Origin of the sequence: Mesorhizobium tamadayense (assembly GCF_003863365.1) — a bacterium.
GTDB classification, from domain to species: Bacteria; Pseudomonadota; Alphaproteobacteria; order Rhizobiales; family Rhizobiaceae; genus Mesorhizobium; species Mesorhizobium tamadayense.
Genome location: NZ_RQXT01000002.1, coordinates 132,335 through 147,564 on the forward strand (window position 1 = coordinate 132,335; position 15,230 = coordinate 147,564).

The 15,230-nt window shown below is 65.2% G+C and carries 12 protein-coding genes; 1 reads left to right on the plus strand and 11 read right to left on the minus strand.

What is annotated here, in order from left to right:
- Nucleotides 1-140: 140 nt before the first annotated feature.
- The gene (locus EH240_RS02345) at nucleotides 141-1,985 is read left to right on the plus strand and encodes an aminopeptidase P family protein (RefSeq protein WP_124995808.1); all 1,845 of its coding nucleotides are present in this window, start codon (nucleotides 141-143) and stop codon (nucleotides 1,983-1,985) included.
- Nucleotides 1,986-1,988: 3 nt separating this feature from the next.
- Here EH240_RS02345 and EH240_RS02350 read toward each other — a convergent pair whose 3' ends face one another.
- From EH240_RS02350 to EH240_RS02400, 11 genes are all read right to left on the minus strand, one after another.
- A complete protein-coding gene (locus EH240_RS02350; protein WP_124995809.1) occupies nucleotides 1,989-2,285 on the minus strand; it encodes an AzlD family protein in 297 nt (98 codons plus the stop codon).
- Nucleotides 2,282-3,010: an AzlC family ABC transporter permease gene (locus tag EH240_RS02355; RefSeq protein ID WP_124995810.1), complete on the minus strand. Its 729-nt coding sequence runs from the start codon at nucleotides 3,008-3,010 to the stop codon at nucleotides 2,282-2,284. Before EH240_RS02355 ends, EH240_RS02350 begins: the two co-directional genes overlap by 4 nt.
- Nucleotides 3,011-3,118: 108 nt before the next feature.
- On the minus strand, nucleotides 3,119-3,805 hold the full coding sequence (locus EH240_RS02360; protein WP_124995811.1) for a DUF2461 domain-containing protein: 687 nt from the start codon (nucleotides 3,803-3,805) through the stop codon (nucleotides 3,119-3,121).
- A complete protein-coding gene (gene ligA / locus EH240_RS02365) occupies nucleotides 3,805-6,012 on the minus strand; it encodes an NAD-dependent DNA ligase LigA (RefSeq protein WP_124995812.1) in 2,208 nt (735 codons plus the stop codon). The genes EH240_RS02360 and ligA overlap by 1 nt, the downstream gene beginning before the upstream one ends.
- 286 nt (nucleotides 6,013-6,298) lie before the next feature.
- The gene (recN, locus tag EH240_RS02370) at nucleotides 6,299-7,972 is read right to left on the minus strand and encodes a DNA repair protein RecN (RefSeq protein WP_124995813.1); all 1,674 of its coding nucleotides are present in this window, start codon (nucleotides 7,970-7,972) and stop codon (nucleotides 6,299-6,301) included.
- Nucleotides 7,973-7,980: 8 nt separating this feature from the next.
- Nucleotides 7,981-8,847, minus strand: a complete 867-nt coding sequence (locus tag EH240_RS02375; RefSeq protein ID WP_124995814.1) for an outer membrane protein assembly factor BamD — start codon at nucleotides 8,845-8,847, stop codon at nucleotides 7,981-7,983.
- Between the two features lie 202 nt (nucleotides 8,848-9,049).
- The gene (gene lpxC / locus EH240_RS02380) at nucleotides 9,050-9,997 is read right to left on the minus strand and encodes a UDP-3-O-acyl-N-acetylglucosamine deacetylase (protein WP_124995815.1); all 948 of its coding nucleotides are present in this window, start codon (nucleotides 9,995-9,997) and stop codon (nucleotides 9,050-9,052) included.
- Nucleotides 9,998-10,329: 332 nt separating this feature from the next.
- A complete protein-coding gene (ftsZ, locus tag EH240_RS02385) occupies nucleotides 10,330-11,985 on the minus strand; it encodes a cell division protein FtsZ (RefSeq protein WP_124995816.1) in 1,656 nt (551 codons plus the stop codon).
- Between the two features lie 67 nt (nucleotides 11,986-12,052).
- Nucleotides 12,053-13,360 carry a cell division protein FtsA gene (gene ftsA, locus EH240_RS02390; protein ID WP_124995817.1) on the minus strand — a complete coding sequence of 436 codons (1,308 nt, stop codon included), beginning with the start codon at nucleotides 13,358-13,360 and terminating at the stop codon, nucleotides 12,053-12,055.
- Nucleotides 13,357-14,295: a cell division protein FtsQ/DivIB gene (locus tag EH240_RS02395; RefSeq protein ID WP_124995818.1), complete on the minus strand. Its 939-nt coding sequence runs from the start codon at nucleotides 14,293-14,295 to the stop codon at nucleotides 13,357-13,359. The genes ftsA and EH240_RS02395 overlap by 4 nt, the downstream gene beginning before the upstream one ends.
- Nucleotides 14,283-15,209, minus strand: a complete 927-nt coding sequence (locus EH240_RS02400; protein WP_124995819.1) for a D-alanine--D-alanine ligase — start codon at nucleotides 15,207-15,209, stop codon at nucleotides 14,283-14,285. Before EH240_RS02400 ends, EH240_RS02395 begins: the two co-directional genes overlap by 13 nt.
- Between the last annotated feature and the right edge of the window lie 21 nt (nucleotides 15,210-15,230).

A 15,230-nucleotide genomic window follows, 5' to 3' on the forward strand; every position in this document is an offset into this window, starting at 1 on the left:
GCTAGAGCAATTCCAGGAAAAGTGTGAAGCGGTTTTCCGTCCGGAATTGCGTCGAAACAAGGAGATGGAGCGGTTTGCCGTTTCCATGAAACGGCGAACCGCTCTAGGGTCGCCGCAAGCCATGCGAGGGAGATGCTGCGATGTTCCAGACTTTCGATTCCGCCGGGGATCCCGCTGTCGGCAAGCCGCGTGTGGCGATGCTGCGCCAATGGCTGACTGGGAACGGCCTGGACGGCTTCATGGTGCCGCGCGCCGACGAGCATCAGGGCGAGTATGTCGCCGACCGCTCGGCGCGGCTGAAATGGCTGACCGGGTTTTCCGGCTCGGCCGGCGTCGCCATCATCCTGCGCGACCGCGCCTTTGTCTTCGTCGACGGCCGCTACACGCTGCAGGTGCGGGGCGAGGTCGACCTTTCGATCTTCACCGTCGAGAGCCTTATCGACAATCCGCCGCCCACCTGGATCAAGGACAATCTCGGCAAGGGGGCAAGGCTCGGCTTCGATCCGTGGCTGCATACGATCGGCGAGGTCAAGGCGCTGAAAGCTTCGGCCGAGCAGTCCGGCGCGACATTGGTGCCGCTCGACAGGAACCCGGTCGACGTCATCTGGAAGGATCAGCCCGAGCCGCCGCGCGCGCAAGTGGAGCTCCATCCGATCGCCTTTGCCGGCGAGCTCGCCAAGAACAAGCTGGCGCGGCTGGCGGGCGCGATCGAAAAGGACGGCGCAACCCACGCCGTGCTGACCGATCCCTCTTCAATAGCCTGGGCCTTCAACATCCGCGGCGGCGACGTTGCGCACACGCCCCTGGCGCTCGGCTTCGCCATCCTCGCCGCCGACGGCAAGCACCAGCTCTTCATGGACCAGCGCAAATTCTCGCGCCAGGTCGCGGCCTACCTCACCCAGCTTGCCGATCTGCACGATCCGGGCGAGTTCGAGACGGCCGTTGCCGACCTCGCCAAGGGCGGCGCAAAAATCGCGCTCGATCCCGTCTTGGCGGCGGAAAAGCTGAAGATGTTGGTCGAGGATAATGGCGGCAAGGTTGTGTCAGCCGCAGACCCCGCCCGCATCCCGCGCGCCACCAAGAACCAGGCCGAGATCGCCGGCAGCCGCGCCGCGCATCGTCGCGACGGCGCCGCGGTCGCCAAGCTGCTCTGCTGGCTCGACCGGCAGAAGCCGGACACGCTCGACGAAATCGACGTCGTCACCAGGCTCGAGGAGGTACGCCGGCAAACCGGCGAGGAAACGCAGATGCCGCTGCGCGACGTCTCCTTCGACACGATTTCCGGCGCCGGCCCGAACGGCGCGATCATGCATTACCGCGTCTCGCGCGCCACCAGCCGCAAGCTTCAGAGCGGCGAGCTGTTCCTGCTCGATTCCGGCGGACAGTACCAGGACGGCACCACCGACATCACGCGCACCGTGCCGATCGGCCAGCCGACCGAGGAGATGCGCGAGCGCTTCACGCTGGTGCTGAAGGGCATGATCGGCATCTCGATGCTGCGCTTTCCAGTCGGCACGCGCGGCTCGGAGATCGATGCGGTCGCCCGCATGGCGCTGTGGAAGCATGGCTGCGACTTCGCCCATGGCACCGGCCACGGCGTCGGCTCCTACCTCGCCGTGCATGAAGGCCCGCAGCGCATCGCCCGCACCGGCACCGAAAAACTGCTCGCCGGCATGATGCTCTCCAACGAGCCCGGCTACTACAAGGAAGGTGCCTACGGCATCCGCATCGAGAATCTCGTGCTGGTGACGCCGGCCGAGCCGATCGAAGGCGGCGACATCGCCATGCACGGCTTCGAGACGCTGACGCTGGCGCCGATCGACAAGCGCCTCATCCGCAGCGACCTTCTGACGCGCGACGAGCTCCACTGGCTCGACCAGTATCACGCATGGGTCCTGGCCGAGATCGGCCCGATGGTGGACGGCGAGACGCTGGCCTGGCTGGAGAAAGCCACCGCGCCGCTGCCGCACGACGCCAAGATCTGATTTCTATCCGACGAACTGCCTGGCCAGAATCAACACCGCAGCGCCGGCCAGGAACATCGCCATCAGCCCCCCGCGCAGCGATACCACGGCGGTGACGATCAGCGCCGCCCATTCGGCCGGTCCGGCGCCGAGCGCGGCTGGCGCGACCAGCGTCGTCAGCACCGCGGCCGGCACGGCGTTCAAGCCCGCCTCGACACGCGGATGGATATTGTCGAAGCGTGAGATGACGAGGTGGCCGCCGACGCGGGTGAGATAGGTGGCGACGGCGCCGGCAAGGATGATCCAGAAGGTCGTGCTCATGGCCGCTTCCCCACGCCGCTGTGATGCGGCGGCAGGATCACCGCCAGCAGCACGCCGGCAATAGCGCCGATCGAGACATGCCAGGGCGAGCCGACCGTCCTGTAGGCGATGATCGAGGCGGCCGCGCTTGCGGCGACCACCGGCAGCCACAGCGGCCGCTTGCGGAAACCGAGGACCAGGCCGAGGAAATAGATCGGCAGCAGGAAGTCGATGCCAAGCGCATGGGTGTCCGGGATGAGCTTGCCGAACACCGCGCCCAGCGCGCTTTCGGCCACCCAGAACACATAGACCGGCAGGCCGAGCCCGAGATACCAGACGAATCCGACCGATTGGCCGGAGGCCGCCCGCGCCTCGGCCACGGCATATTGCGGATCGGTCAGGATGAAATAGCCGAGCGCCTGCTGCAACACCGGCCAGTGCGCGATGCGCCGCCCGATGCCGGCGGAGTAGAGCACGTGGCGGAAATTCACCGCGAAGATGGAGAGCACGATCAGCCACGGCGCGACGTGCTGGCCGAACAATTCGATGCCGACCATCTGGCTGGCGCCGCCGAAGATCAGCGCGCTCATCAGGAAGGCCTCAAGCACCGAAAAACCGTTGTCGACGGCGATCGCGCCGAACAACAGGGCGAACGGCGCCGAAGCGACGACAACCGGCATCGACAGCCGCACGCCGTCCCAGAATTCGTTCCTCGCACCGCTTTCGGAAATAGCTTCCGCCGACATCCATCTGCTCCCTTGAGCGGCTTGATGTAGGGAGCGTCGCGCTCCTTGTCACACCAATTCGCTTGAGCCGACGATCAGCGGAACTGATCGCAAAACGGATTTCTCCGGTTATTTGGCAGTGCCCTGGATTGCCCTGCCCCAATCGAGCAGCGGCCTGGCGCGCGAGGTGAAGTCGACGAGATCGTCGACCAGCGCCGCCGTGTGGATGGTTGCGGGATCGATGTCGTGCCTGACCACGAAATGACGGTTGCGGACCGCTTGGGCAAGATCGGCTTCGCCGACCTCTTCAAAACCTCGCGGCGCGCGCTTTAGGCAGTCTTCCGGATCGAGCGCCAGACCGCCCTTCTTCAGCGCCGTCACCATGGCGCGGAAGGCAGCCGGCTTCGTCACGATCGCCTTGCGCATCGCCTGCAGCAGTTCCGGGTCCGGCTGCCACCAGGCGACGCCGGCAAAGCAGCGCTCGAGCCCGATATGCACATAGAAGACGCCCTGCTCCATCTTGGTGCCGTCAGGCGACAGGATCGCCGACAGATGCCGGTTGTAGGGCCGCTTGTCCTTGGAGAAGCGCACGTCGCGATTGATGCGGAACAGCGACTTCTTGCGATCGCCGCGCAGGCCGAGGCCCGCCGTTGCGAAACGCTCGCTGAGCGTCTCGACGAGATAGCAGAACGGCCCGTGCAGCTCGCTCTCGTAAAGGTCGCGGTTTTCCTGGAACCATTCCCGGCTCTGGTGGAAGTCGAGCGCCTTCAGGAACGGGATGGCCTTCTCGCCAAAGCCCTTGAACGCGCCCGCCATCAGCCGCCCCTGCCGATGCGCTGCAGCCAGGTGTCCTCGTCGATCACCTCGATGCCGAGGTCGGTCGCCGTTTTGAGCTTGGAGCCGGCGCCGGGACCCGCCACGACAAGATCGGTCTTGGCCGAAACCGAGCCCGCGACCTTAGCGCCGAGACGCTCCGCCATCGCCTTGGCCTCGGAGCGCGTCATCTTTTCCAGCGTGCCGGTGAACACCACCGTCTTGCCGGAGACCTCGCTGCCGGCCGAGATCTCGACGACATACGGCTTCGGATGAACTTGCGCCAGCAGCGCATCGAGCACGGCGTCATTGCGCTCGTTGCCGAAGAAATCGCGCAGCGCGTTGATCACCGTGTCGCCGATGCCGTTGATGGACGGGAACACGTCATGCGGATCCTCCGCCTTCGCTGTCTCCTTGCCGACACGGATGAGTTCCTCGATGGTCGAGAACTGGCGGGCAAGCACCGCCGCCGTCGTCTCGCCGATATGGCGGATGCCGAGCGCGAAGATGAAGCGATCGAGCTCCGGCTCGCGGCGCGCGTCGATGGCCGCGAACAGCTTGTCGAGGCCCTCATAGTTGCGCTCCTCGACGCTGCGCACATTCTTGCGCGTCTTGCCCGACGCGGCCTCGCGCAATCTCGCCTGCTCCTCGCGCCGCTCGGCCAGCGCCTTGGTGACGGCCGGCCGGCGATCCTTCAGCGTGAAGATGTCGGCCGCGGTCTTGACCAGCCCGGCATTGAAGAAGAGGTCGATGTTTTCGGCGCCCAGGCCCTCGATATCGAGCGCGCCGCGCGACACGAAGTGGCGCAATCCCTCCACGGCCTGCGCGGCGCAGATCAGCTCGCCTGTGCAGCGGCGGCGCGAATCCTCCTTGCCGGTCTTCTCGTTGATCTCGCGCGTCGCCGGCGAACCGCAGACCGGGCAGGTGTGCGGGAATTCGTAAGGCACGGCATCGGCCGGGCGCATGTCGATGACGACGCTGACGATCTGCGGGATGACGTCCCCTGCCCGCTGGATAACGACCGTATCGCCGATACGGACGTCGATGCCGTCGCGGATCGGCTGGCCGTTGCTGTCGAAGCCTTTGATGTAGTCTTCGTTGTGCAGCGTGACGTTCTCGACCACCACGCCGCCGACCGTGACCGGCGCCAGCCGCGCCACAGGCGCCAGCGTGCCGGTGCGCCCGACCTGGATATCGATCTTCTGCACCGTCGTCATCGCCTGTTCGGCCGGGAATTTATGGGCGACCGCCCAGCGCGGCTCACCGGTCACAAAACCCCAGCGGCGCTGCAGTTCGAGCTGGTCGATCTTGTAGACGACGCCGTCGATGTCGTAGCCGAGCGAAGAGCGCTGCTCCTCGATGCGATGGTAGTGGGCAATGAGCTCGTCTATGGACTTCGCCCGCACCATCAGCGGGCTGACCTTGAAGCCCCACTCGGCGAATCTCTGCACCGAATCGTACTGTGTCGGAGCCGGATCGGCCGTCGTGTAGCCCCAGGCATAGGCGAAGAATTTGAGGTTGCGGCTGGCGGTGACCGCCGGGTCCTTCTGGCGCAGCGACCCGGCCGCCGTGTTGCGCGGATTGACATAGTCCAGGCCGCCGATGGCCGCCGAGCGCGCCTTCAGCGCCTCGAACTCCGCATAGGTCATATAGACCTCCCCGCGGATCTCGATGACCTCCGGCCAGCCCGAGCCCTTCAGCGTCTTCGGTATATCGGCGATGGTCTTCAGATTGGCGGTGATGTCTTCGCCAACGGCGCCGTCGCCGCGCGTTGCGCCCTGCACGAGCACGCCGTTCTCATAGCGCAGCGAGGCCGACAGCCCGTCGATCTTCGGCTCTGCTGTGAAAGCGATATCGAGATCCCTATCGCGGTCGAAGAAGCGCCGGCCGCGCTCGATGAAATCGGCGACGTCCTGGTCGGTATAAGCCTTGGCGAGGCTCAGCATCGGCACGGCGTGGCGCACCTTGGCAAAGCCCTCCGCCGGCGGCGCGCCGACCCGGCGCGACGGCGAATCCTCGCGAACGAGATCGGGAAAACGCTCTTCGATGGCAAGGTTGCGCCGTGCCAGCGCGTCGTACTCCGCGTCCGAGATCGTCGGCGCGTCCTCGGTGTGGTAGCGCCGGTCGTGTTCGGCGATCTCCGCCGCCAGCCGCTTCAGCTCCTCCGCGGCTTCGCTTTCGCTCAGCGATTCGACTGGTCTTTCAGACATGCTTCGCAATCCCTGAATTATGGCGCGCCACTATATAAATCAGGAATCGGCACGGGGGAGTCGGCTTGCGAATAAATCATTGCTGAACAGCAGGATGCAGCCATCTGCTGACTCATCCTCCGAGCCGGAGAAATCAGGCTTTCCAGGGTGCGTTGAGATTCAGGTCAGGCCGAGCTGAGAATGGTGGTTTCCGAGAACCGGAGCGGAGCGTACTTCCAATACGTGAGCACCGGAAGCGCAGGATTCCACCGTTCGCAGGCCGGCATCACCTGAATATCAACACAGCCTACGCCGCCGTCGTGTTCTCGCGCAGCAATCGTTCAGCGGCGGCGCGCGCCTCGTCGGTGATGGTGGCGCCGGCCAGCATACGCGCGATCTCTTCCTGGCGCGCCGCACGGTCTATCTCGGCAATGCCGGTGGCGACGCGATCCTTGCCGCCGGACTTCGAGATCAGGAAATGCGTGGCGGCGCGCGCTGCCACTTGCGGCGCGTGGGTGACCGAAAGCACCTGCACCCGCTTCGACAGCCGCGCCAATCGCTGGCCGATGGCGTCGGCTACCGCGCCGCCAACGCCGGTGTCGATCTCGTCGAAGACCAGCGTCGGCGCCGAACCGCGGTCGGCCAGCGCCACCTTCAGCGCCAGCAGGAAACGTGACAGCTCGCCGCCGGATGCCACTTTCATCATCGGTCCCGGCCTGGTGCCCGGATTGGTGCGCACCCAGAACTCGACCTGGTCGATGCCATCTTCCATGCGGCTTTCGGCGTTGCTCACTATCTCGACGACGAACTCGGCCCGTTCGAGCTTCAATGCCGGCAGTTCGGCCATCACCGCCTTGGTAAGCCCGGCCGCAGCCGCATGACGCAGCGACGAGAGCTGTGCCGCCGAAATGTCGTAAGCCTCGCGCGCGGCGGCGGCTTGTTTCTGCAGCCCGTGCAGCCGCTCCTCGCCGGCGTCGAGGTCGGCGAGGTCGGCCGCCATCGTGTCGCGCAGCTGCGCCAGGTCGTCGACCGCGATATTGTGCTTGCGCGAGGCTGCGCGCAACGAAAACAGCCGCTCTTCCGCTTTCTCCAGGCGCTGCGGATCGTATTCGGTGGCGCGAAGCGCCGTTTCGACCCCGGACTGGGCCGCGTCGAGCGAGAGCATCGCCTCGTCGAGCGATTTCACGACGTCGTCGAGCAGGCCCGGCACCTCACCCGCCTTGCGTTGCAGCCGCCGCAAAAGGCTGGCGAGCTGCGGCAGGGGCGACGAAGGCCCCGACAGCACGTCCTGCGCGTCGTGGATCTCGGATGCGATCTTTTCGACGCGCATCATCTGGGCGCGCAAGTCGGCAAGCTCGGTCTCCTCGCCCGGTTGCGGGTCGAGCTTCGCCAGGTCGGCGACGGAGGCGCGCAGATAATCGGCCTCGCGCGCCGCCGCCTCGACCTTGGCGCGGTGCCGCGAAAGCTCCTGCTCGCAGTTCCGCCAGTAGCGCCAGGCCTCGCCCGTGCCGCGCACGGTGCCGAGATGGCCGCCGAAACTGTCCAGCAATTCGCGATGGGCGCCGGGATCGACGAGCGCGCGCTCGTCATGCTGGCCGTGAATCTCGACCAGCGCGCGGCCGACGTCGCGCATCAGGGTGACGCTGGATGGCTGGTCGTTGACGAAGACGCGCGTGCGGCCGTCGGCCGTCTGCACCCGGCGCAGGATGATGTCGCCGTCATCCTCGATGTCGTTGTCGGCAAGGAGCGCGCGCGCCGGATGGTTGCGCGGCACGTCGAACACCGCGATGACCTGCCCCTGTGGCGCGCCGTGGCGGACAAGCGAGGCGTCGCCGCGCGCGCCGAGCGCCAGCGACAGCGCATCGAGCAGGATGGATTTGCCGGCGCCGGTCTCGCCGGTCAGCACCGAAAGTCCGGGCAAGAAGTCGATGTCCAGCTTCTCGATCAGGACGATATCGCGGATCGACAGTCTGGACAGCATCAGGAGTGTCAGGCGCCGGTGATCAGCTTCCCGGCCTTGGAGATCCACGATCCGGCATTTTCACGCGGCTGAAGCCCGTTGCTCTGCAGGAGCTTGTAGGAATCCTTGTACCACTGGCTGTCGGGATAATTATGACCAAGCACCGCCGCGGCGGTCTGCGCTTCCGAGGTCAGGCCCATCGCGTAGTAGGCTTCGGTCAGGCGCGCGAGCGCTTCCTCGACATGGCGCGTGTTGGAGTAATTCTCGACCACGGTGCGGAAGCGCTTGACGGCGGCGATATACTCGCGGCGTTCGAGATAGTAGCGGCCGATCTGCATCTCCTTGCCGGCGAGTTGGTCGGTGGCGAAGCGGATCTTGTCCTTGGCGTCGTCCACATATTCGGAGGTCGGCCAGCGCGTCACCAGGTCCTGCATGGTCTGCACGGTCTGGCGCGCCTCCTTCTGGTCCTGGGTGACGTCCTTGATCTGCCGGTAGTAGCTCAAGCCGATGATGTACTGCGCATAGGCGGCATCGTCGGTCGACGGATACAGCGTCAGGTAGCGCTTGGCGGAACCGATCGCCTCGTCGTAATTGCCGGCGCGATAATCGGCGAAAGCGCCCATCACCATGGATTTGCGGGCGAATTCCGAATAGGGATGCTGGCGGTCGACGGCGTCGAACTTCTTGCTCGCCTCATCGAGACGGCCGGCATTGAGATTGGCGAGGCCCTGATTGTAGAGAACGTCCGCGGGTTCGGTCTGGTCGACATAGGTCGCCAGATTGACATCCTTCTCGGACGACATACAGGCCGACAGCAGCGACGGGGCGACCAACGAAAACGCCAGGAAAACAGCCCAATGCGGCGCCTTCGATTGACCAACTCGCGAAAACAACATGTTTGAATTCCGCCCTTTCGGCGTCGTTTCGGTCCGGGCCGCAGCCATAAACCATTATCCCCTTGCCCGGCAACGCTATGTCCGGCCAATCGCACATTTTTGTGGCGGATTGGCGCAGTGCCCAAAGCTGCATAATTTCACAGGCCTGTGATGCAATCGCGCAACACACGCTCCGCCCACAAAGCCAGAAAATCGTTAAGAATCAGATGACCCAGGGCGCGTAGACCGGTCCGCTGACAGCGATCATCTCGGCGACGCGGCCGCGCTCGCGGCGCCGCGTCTCGACAATCTCGAAGGCCGTGCGGTCGGACAGCAGGCGGCGCAGCGCCGCCGCGTTCATCCGGTGGCCGCCGCGATAGGAGCGGAAGCAGCCGATGAAGCGTGCGCCGGCAAGCGCCAGATCGCCCATGGCATCGAGCGTCTTGTGGCGGGCGAATTCGTTGGGATAGCGCAGTCCGCCGACATTGATGACGCGGTTGTCGTCACCAATGACCAGCGAGTTCTCCAGCGACGAGCCGAGCGCGTAGCCGGCGGCCCACAGCCGCTCGACATCCTTCATGAAACCGAAGGTGCGCGCCCGCGCGATGTCGCGGCGGAAGATGTCGGGGTTGATGTCGGAGGCAAAGAGCTGCCGGCCGATGGCCGGGCTCTCGAAATCGATCTCCACCTCGAATCGCGTGCCGTCATAGGGGCGGAACTCCGCCCAGGAGGCGCCGGCTTCGATACGAACCGGCTTGACCACGCGAATATAGCGGCGCCTGACCGCCAGCGTTTCGATGCCGGCCTGGTCGAAGGCCTCAACAAAGGCCACCGCGCTGCCATCGAGAATGGGAACTTCCGGACCGTCGATCTCGATGATGAGATTGTCGATGCCGAGTCCGAACACCGTCGCCATCAGGTGCTCGACGGTGCCGATATGCTCGCCGTCCGGATCGCCGAGCATGGTGCAGAGATCGGTGGCGCCGACCTCGGAGACCAGCGCGCGAAACTCGCGGCCCTCGCCGCCATTCGAAAGGTGGAACATGATGCCGCTATCGGCGTCGGCGGGCAGGAAATGAACGGTGACGGGCTTGCCGCTGTGGACACCCGTGCCGGTCAACGTCACGCGCGCTTTAACTGTCGTCTGATAGTCGTGCAAGACAAACCCCATAAGCCCTAACTGCCGGCGTCCGCTTTGTCAGCCTCTGGGCATTTTCAGCCAGATGGATCATCTGGCGTCCGCGCAATACGGAAAATGAGCAGGGCATGCGGCTCTATATGGTCGGCAGGCCGGGCCAACTCCCCGAATCCCGGCAAACCGACTTAAGTCCGACGCGAAGATAATGGCCCGCCTGGGAGACTCCAAATCACGGTTTCTTACCCTCTGTAACCGCGACCTTGAGCGAAAAAGCACCTGTAAGGCTTTGTTTTAGAAGAGATTTTGATGAAACAGGCAGACGATTCCTCGTCTGCCTGTTAACAACCGTTATATATCGTTAACAATCAGTTGGCCTGGCGGCGCAGGAACGCCGGGATCTCAAGCTGGTCGTCTTCCTGGACCGTGCGGCTCTGCGGTGTGAGGCGCCCCTGGTCGTCGAGTTGGCCGCGGCGCGGCGCGTAGAGCTGCGGATCCTGGCTGGCGAGGCGGCGCATTTCCGGTGCCGCCTGGCGCAGTTTCGGCTCGCGTGGCTGCGCCGGCTGGAGCCGGGCAGGCTCCTCCTCGCGGCGGGTCAGGCCGTTCGTCAGCCGCTTGATCAGCCCCATCGGTCCGCTGTTCTCATGATCCGCGGGACGGGTCTTGGCTTCCACTTCCGCCCTCACGACCGGCGGAAAGTCCTCGACGCGCGGCATGCGTTGCGGCGCCGCCGCCATCGGCTGCGGCATCTCGCGCTGCGGCGCGGGCTGCCCGACCTGCTGCTGCACGACCGGCTGAGGCTGCGGCTGCGCCGGCGGGGCCTGGAAGATCTTGCTCTGCGGACGGAAGTCGTCGACCGGCGCGGGGCGCGGCTGCGCCATCGCGGCGGCGTTCGCCTCGGCAAGCTGGATCGCTTCGGCGACCGGATCGACCGCGCGGGGCTCGTAAGCCTGCTGCTCAACCGGTGCCGGACGGCTTTCCTGGGCAGGCGCCGCTGGACGGGCGACCGGCTTCTGCGGCGCGCGGATCGAGATCGGCGCTGCTGCGATCTCGGCCGCTGACTTGTCGATGCCGGTGGCGACCACGGAGACGCGGATCACGCCTTCCAGTTCCTCGTCGAAAGTGGCGCCCAGGATGATGTTGGCGTCCTGGTCGACCTCCTCGCGGATGCGGGTCGCGGCTTCGTCGACCTCGAACAGGGTGAGGTCGCGACCGCCGGTGATCGAGATCAGCAGGCCCTTGGCGCCCTTCATCGAGGTTTCGTCGAGCAGCGGGTTGGCGATCGCCGCTTCGGCGGCGGCCATGGCGCGGCCCTCGCCCGAAGCCTCGCCGGTGCCCATCATCGCCTTGCCCATCTCGCGCATCACCGAACGGACGTCGGCGAAGTCGAGGTTGATCAGGCCTTCCTTGACCATCAGGTCGGTGATGCAGGCAACGCCCGAGTAGAGCACCTGGTCGGCCATGGCGAAGGCATCGGCAAAGGTGGTCTTGTCATTGGCAAGCCGGAACAGGTTCTGGTTGGGGATGACGATGAGCGTATCGACGCATTTCTGCAGTTCCTCGATGCCCATGTCGGCCGTCTTCATGCGCCGCTGGCCTTCGAAATGGAACGGCTTGGTGACGACGCCGACGGTGAGGATGCCCTTCTCGCGGGCGGCGCGGGCCACGACCGGCGCCGCACCCGTGCCGGTGCCGCCGCCCATGCCGGCGGTGACGAAGCACATATGCGTGTTGGACAGATGATCGATGATCTCGTCGATGCATTCTTCCGCCGCAGCGCGGCCGACTTCCGGCTGCGAGCCGGCGCCGAGGCCCTCGGTGACATGCGCGCCGAGCTGGATCAGCCGCTCGGCCTTCGACATCGTCAGCGCCTGCGCGTCGGTGTTGGCCACCACGAACTCGACGCCGCGCAAGCCGGCGGTGATCATGTTGTTGACGGCATTGCCGCCGCCGCCGCCGACCCCGAACACGGTGATGCGCGGCTTCAGCTCGGTGATGTCCGGCTTTTGCAGATTGATGGTCATTGTCTCCGTCCTTTGCCTTTCCCGCCGCCTCGCCGCTGCGGCCGCCTATGGGGCTGTCCCCGTCAAATTAAAAACTGTCTCTCAACCACTGACTCATGCGATGCAGTTTTCCGCCCGTTCCGGTCATTCTGAAACCGGAAAGTCCTTTCGCCGAATGGCTTTCGAAGCTCGCCATCTGCGGATAGATCAGAAGCCCGACCGGGGCCGAGAACGCCGGCCCCTTGGCCGCTTCGGGCAGGCCCGCCACGCCGAGCGGCCGGCCGATGCGCACATTGCGTCCGAGGATGCGGCGCGCCGCTTCCGGCAGGCCGGCCAGTTGGCTGGCGCCGCCGGTGAGAACGACGCGCTTGCCGACGGCGTTGCCGTAGCCCGACTTGTTCAGCCGGTCGCGCAAGAGTTCCAGCGTCTCGTCGATGCGCGCGCGGATGATGCGCGTCATCACCGAACGCGGTATCTGCAAGGGCAACTCGCCTTCCTCGCCGATCGGCTGGATCGAGACCAGGTCGCGGTCGTCGGCGCTGCCGGGCAGAGCCGAGCCATGCATCACCTTCAGCCGTTCGGCGGCGTCGAGCGAGGTCGACAGACCCTTGGCCATGTCGAGCGTCACATGGTTGCCGCCGATGGCGATGGCGTCGCCATGCACGAACTTGCCTTCCGAGAACACCGAAATCGTCGTGGTGCCGCCGCCCATGTCGATGCAGGCGGCGCCCATTTCAAGCTCGTCGTCGACCAGCGCCGCGAGACCGCTTGCATAGGGCGTCGCCACCATGCGCTCGACCGACAGATGCGAGCGGTTGATGCAGAGTTCCAGGTTGCGCATGGGCGCGGCGTCGCCGGTCAGCACATGCATGTCGACGCCGAGCGCGTCGCCGACCATGCCGCGCGGATCGCGCACGCCGCGTTCGGCATCGAGCGAGAAGCCCACGGGAAGCGAATGAACCACCTCCCGCTCGGTCCGCAATGCCTGCTTTGCGCCGGCGCCAAGCACGCGTTTGATGTCGGCTTCCTCGACCTGGTGGCCACCGAGATTGATGGTTGCCGAGAAGGCCTCGCTCTTCAGCCGGCCGGCCGTCATGTTGACGATGAGGGAATCGACGGTGAGCCCCGCCATGCGCTCCGCCGCATCGACGGCAAGCCGGATTGCGTGCTCGGCGCGGTCGAGATCGACCACGACGCCCGACTTCACGCCCTGCGATTTCTGGTGGCCGATGCCGATCACCTGGATGCGATGCGAGCGCCCGCGCAAGAGCTTGCCGTCCTCGCGCGGTTTCAGCTTCGCCACCACGCAGCAAACCTTGCTCGAGCCGACGTCGAGCACGGTCAGCGTGCCCGACCGGCGCGAGGAAGCATCACCGCTGCCGCCAAGCCAGCTCATATCTTCGTCTCCGGCTTGCGCTTTAGGTTCTTCGGCTTTTCATTGAGCGCCGCCTGCCGCTGCGTCGCGGCTTCCGGCGACAGCTCCACGACCAGCCGATCCGGCAAGCGCATGTCGACGGCGGCGATGTCGCGCGTCAAAAGCCCGTTGTCATGATCGAGCTTGACCAGATCGGCGATTGCCTGGTCCTCTCCATCTTCCGGCAGCTTCACCGTGATGCCATTCTCGAGCTTGATATCCCAGCGGCGCTCGCCGACCCGGATGTAGCCTTTGACCCGCGCAGCGAGCTCGGGATAGCGCTTTATCTTGTCGAGGAACTCCGGGGCCTTGGCCGGCGCCCCCGTGCCGATGATCAGCGGCAGCAAAGCCTGCTTGCCGCCCGAGAACGGTGCGATCACCTCGCCCGACCGCTCGATGACCGAAAGCGAACTGCCCTGCTGCCAGAGCGCGAAAGGTTCGCGCTCCTCGACGCGCACTTCCAGCGTATGCGGATAGATCTTGCGCACCGCCGACACCTCGACCCAGGGCAACGTCGCGATGCGCTCGCGCGCGGCCTCGGCGTCGAAGCCGATCAGCGATGTCCAGCCGTCGAGGCCAAGCCGGTCCAGTATGTCGATCTCTGAAGTCTGGCGGTTGCCGACGACCTTGATCTGGTCGACGGCAAAACCGGTTCGGGCCGTAACGCCCTGCACGATGCTGTCGGCATAGCCGCCGAGATAGGCGCCGTAGGCTCCGGCAGATGCCAACAAGGCAGCCGAGAGGATTGCGGCCGAAAAGCGCGGCGCCTCGTACTCGCCACCGCAGAGACGTGCAAGCAGACGCACCGGTCGCCGAAGCTGGCGCGGCAACACGAAATGGTCGAACGACAGCGGCACGCCGAACAGCGCAGGCCCAACCCCGCCGCCTTTGCCCTGTCCCCACCTCAACGCAGACACGAAGCGTCCTCCACCATCCAACTCAACAGATCGCCGAACGAATGCCCCGCTTGCGCGGCGATTTCAGGCACCAGAGACGTCGGCGTCATGCCCGGCTGGGTGTTGATCTCGAGCCAGACAACCTCGCCGTTTTCGGAGTGACGGTCGTCGTAACGGAAGTCCGACCGGGAAACGCCCCGGCAGCCGATAGCAAGATGAGCCTTGAGGGCCAGTGTCTGTATTTTTTGGTAAATATTCGGTGAAATTTTTGCAGGGGTTTCGTGTTTTGATCCGCCAGGCACGTACTTTGAATCGTAGTCGTAGAAGGAATGGCCGGTCGGGATGATCTCGCAGACCCCGAGCGCCACGTCGCCCATCACCGCGCAGGTCAATTCGCGCCCGTGGATGTAACGCTCGACCATGACGATCTCGCCATATTGCCACTCGGACGAGCCGATCACCTGCGGCGGATGCGACTGCCCCTCATGCACGATGACGACGCCGAAGCTCGAGCCTTCATTGACCGGCTTCACCACATAAGGCGGCTTCATCGGATGCTTATTCCGAATGGCGAAGCGGTTGACCACCTTCGATTCCGCGACCGGAATGCCGGACGCCTTGGCGACCTTCTTGGCTTGTTCCTTGTTCATGGCGAGCGCCGAAGCGAGCACACCCGAATGGGTGTAGGGAATTGCGAGATATTCGAGAATTCCCTGGATCGTGCCGTCCTCGCCGAACGGGCCATGCAGCGCATTGAAGGCGACATCGGGCTTGAGCTCGGCAAGCACGGACCCGATATCGCGCGAAACGTCGACGCGGGTGACCTGATAGCCTTCATTCTCGAGCGCATCCGCACATGCCTTCCCCGAGGACAGAGACACGGGCCGCTCCGAGGAGAATCCACCCAGGAGAACAGCCACATGCTTCTTCTTCATCCCGTCACCCCCTCTCACGCC

Bases quoted from the DNA above. Each gene is read 5' to 3' on its own strand.
- EH240_RS02345 (WP_124995808.1), top strand. From the start codon at position 141: ATGTTCCAGACTTTCGATTCCGCCGGGGATCCCGCTGTCGGCAAGCCG.
- EH240_RS02350 (WP_124995809.1), bottom strand. From the start codon at position 2,285: ATGAGCACGACCTTCTGGATCATCCTTGCCGGCGCCGTCGCCACCTAT.
- EH240_RS02355 (WP_124995810.1), bottom strand. From the start codon at position 3,010: ATGTCGGCGGAAGCTATTTCCGAAAGCGGTGCGAGGAACGAATTCTGG.
- EH240_RS02360 (WP_124995811.1), bottom strand. From the start codon at position 3,805: ATGGCGGGCGCGTTCAAGGGCTTTGGCGAGAAGGCCATCCCGTTCCTG.
- ligA (WP_124995812.1), bottom strand. From the start codon at position 6,012: ATGTCTGAAAGACCAGTCGAATCGCTGAGCGAAAGCGAAGCCGCGGAG.
- recN (WP_124995813.1), bottom strand. From the start codon at position 7,972: ATGCTGTCCAGACTGTCGATCCGCGATATCGTCCTGATCGAGAAGCTG.
- EH240_RS02375 (WP_124995814.1), bottom strand. From the start codon at position 8,847: ATGTTGTTTTCGCGAGTTGGTCAATCGAAGGCGCCGCATTGGGCTGTT.
- lpxC (WP_124995815.1), bottom strand. From the start codon at position 9,997: ATGGGGTTTGTCTTGCACGACTATCAGACGACAGTTAAAGCGCGCGTG.
- ftsZ (WP_124995816.1), bottom strand. From the start codon at position 11,985: ATGACCATCAATCTGCAAAAGCCGGACATCACCGAGCTGAAGCCGCGC.
- ftsA (WP_124995817.1), bottom strand. From the start codon at position 13,360: ATGAGCTGGCTTGGCGGCAGCGGTGATGCTTCCTCGCGCCGGTCGGGC.
- EH240_RS02400 (WP_124995819.1), bottom strand. From the start codon at position 15,209: ATGAAGAAGAAGCATGTGGCTGTTCTCCTGGGTGGATTCTCCTCGGAG.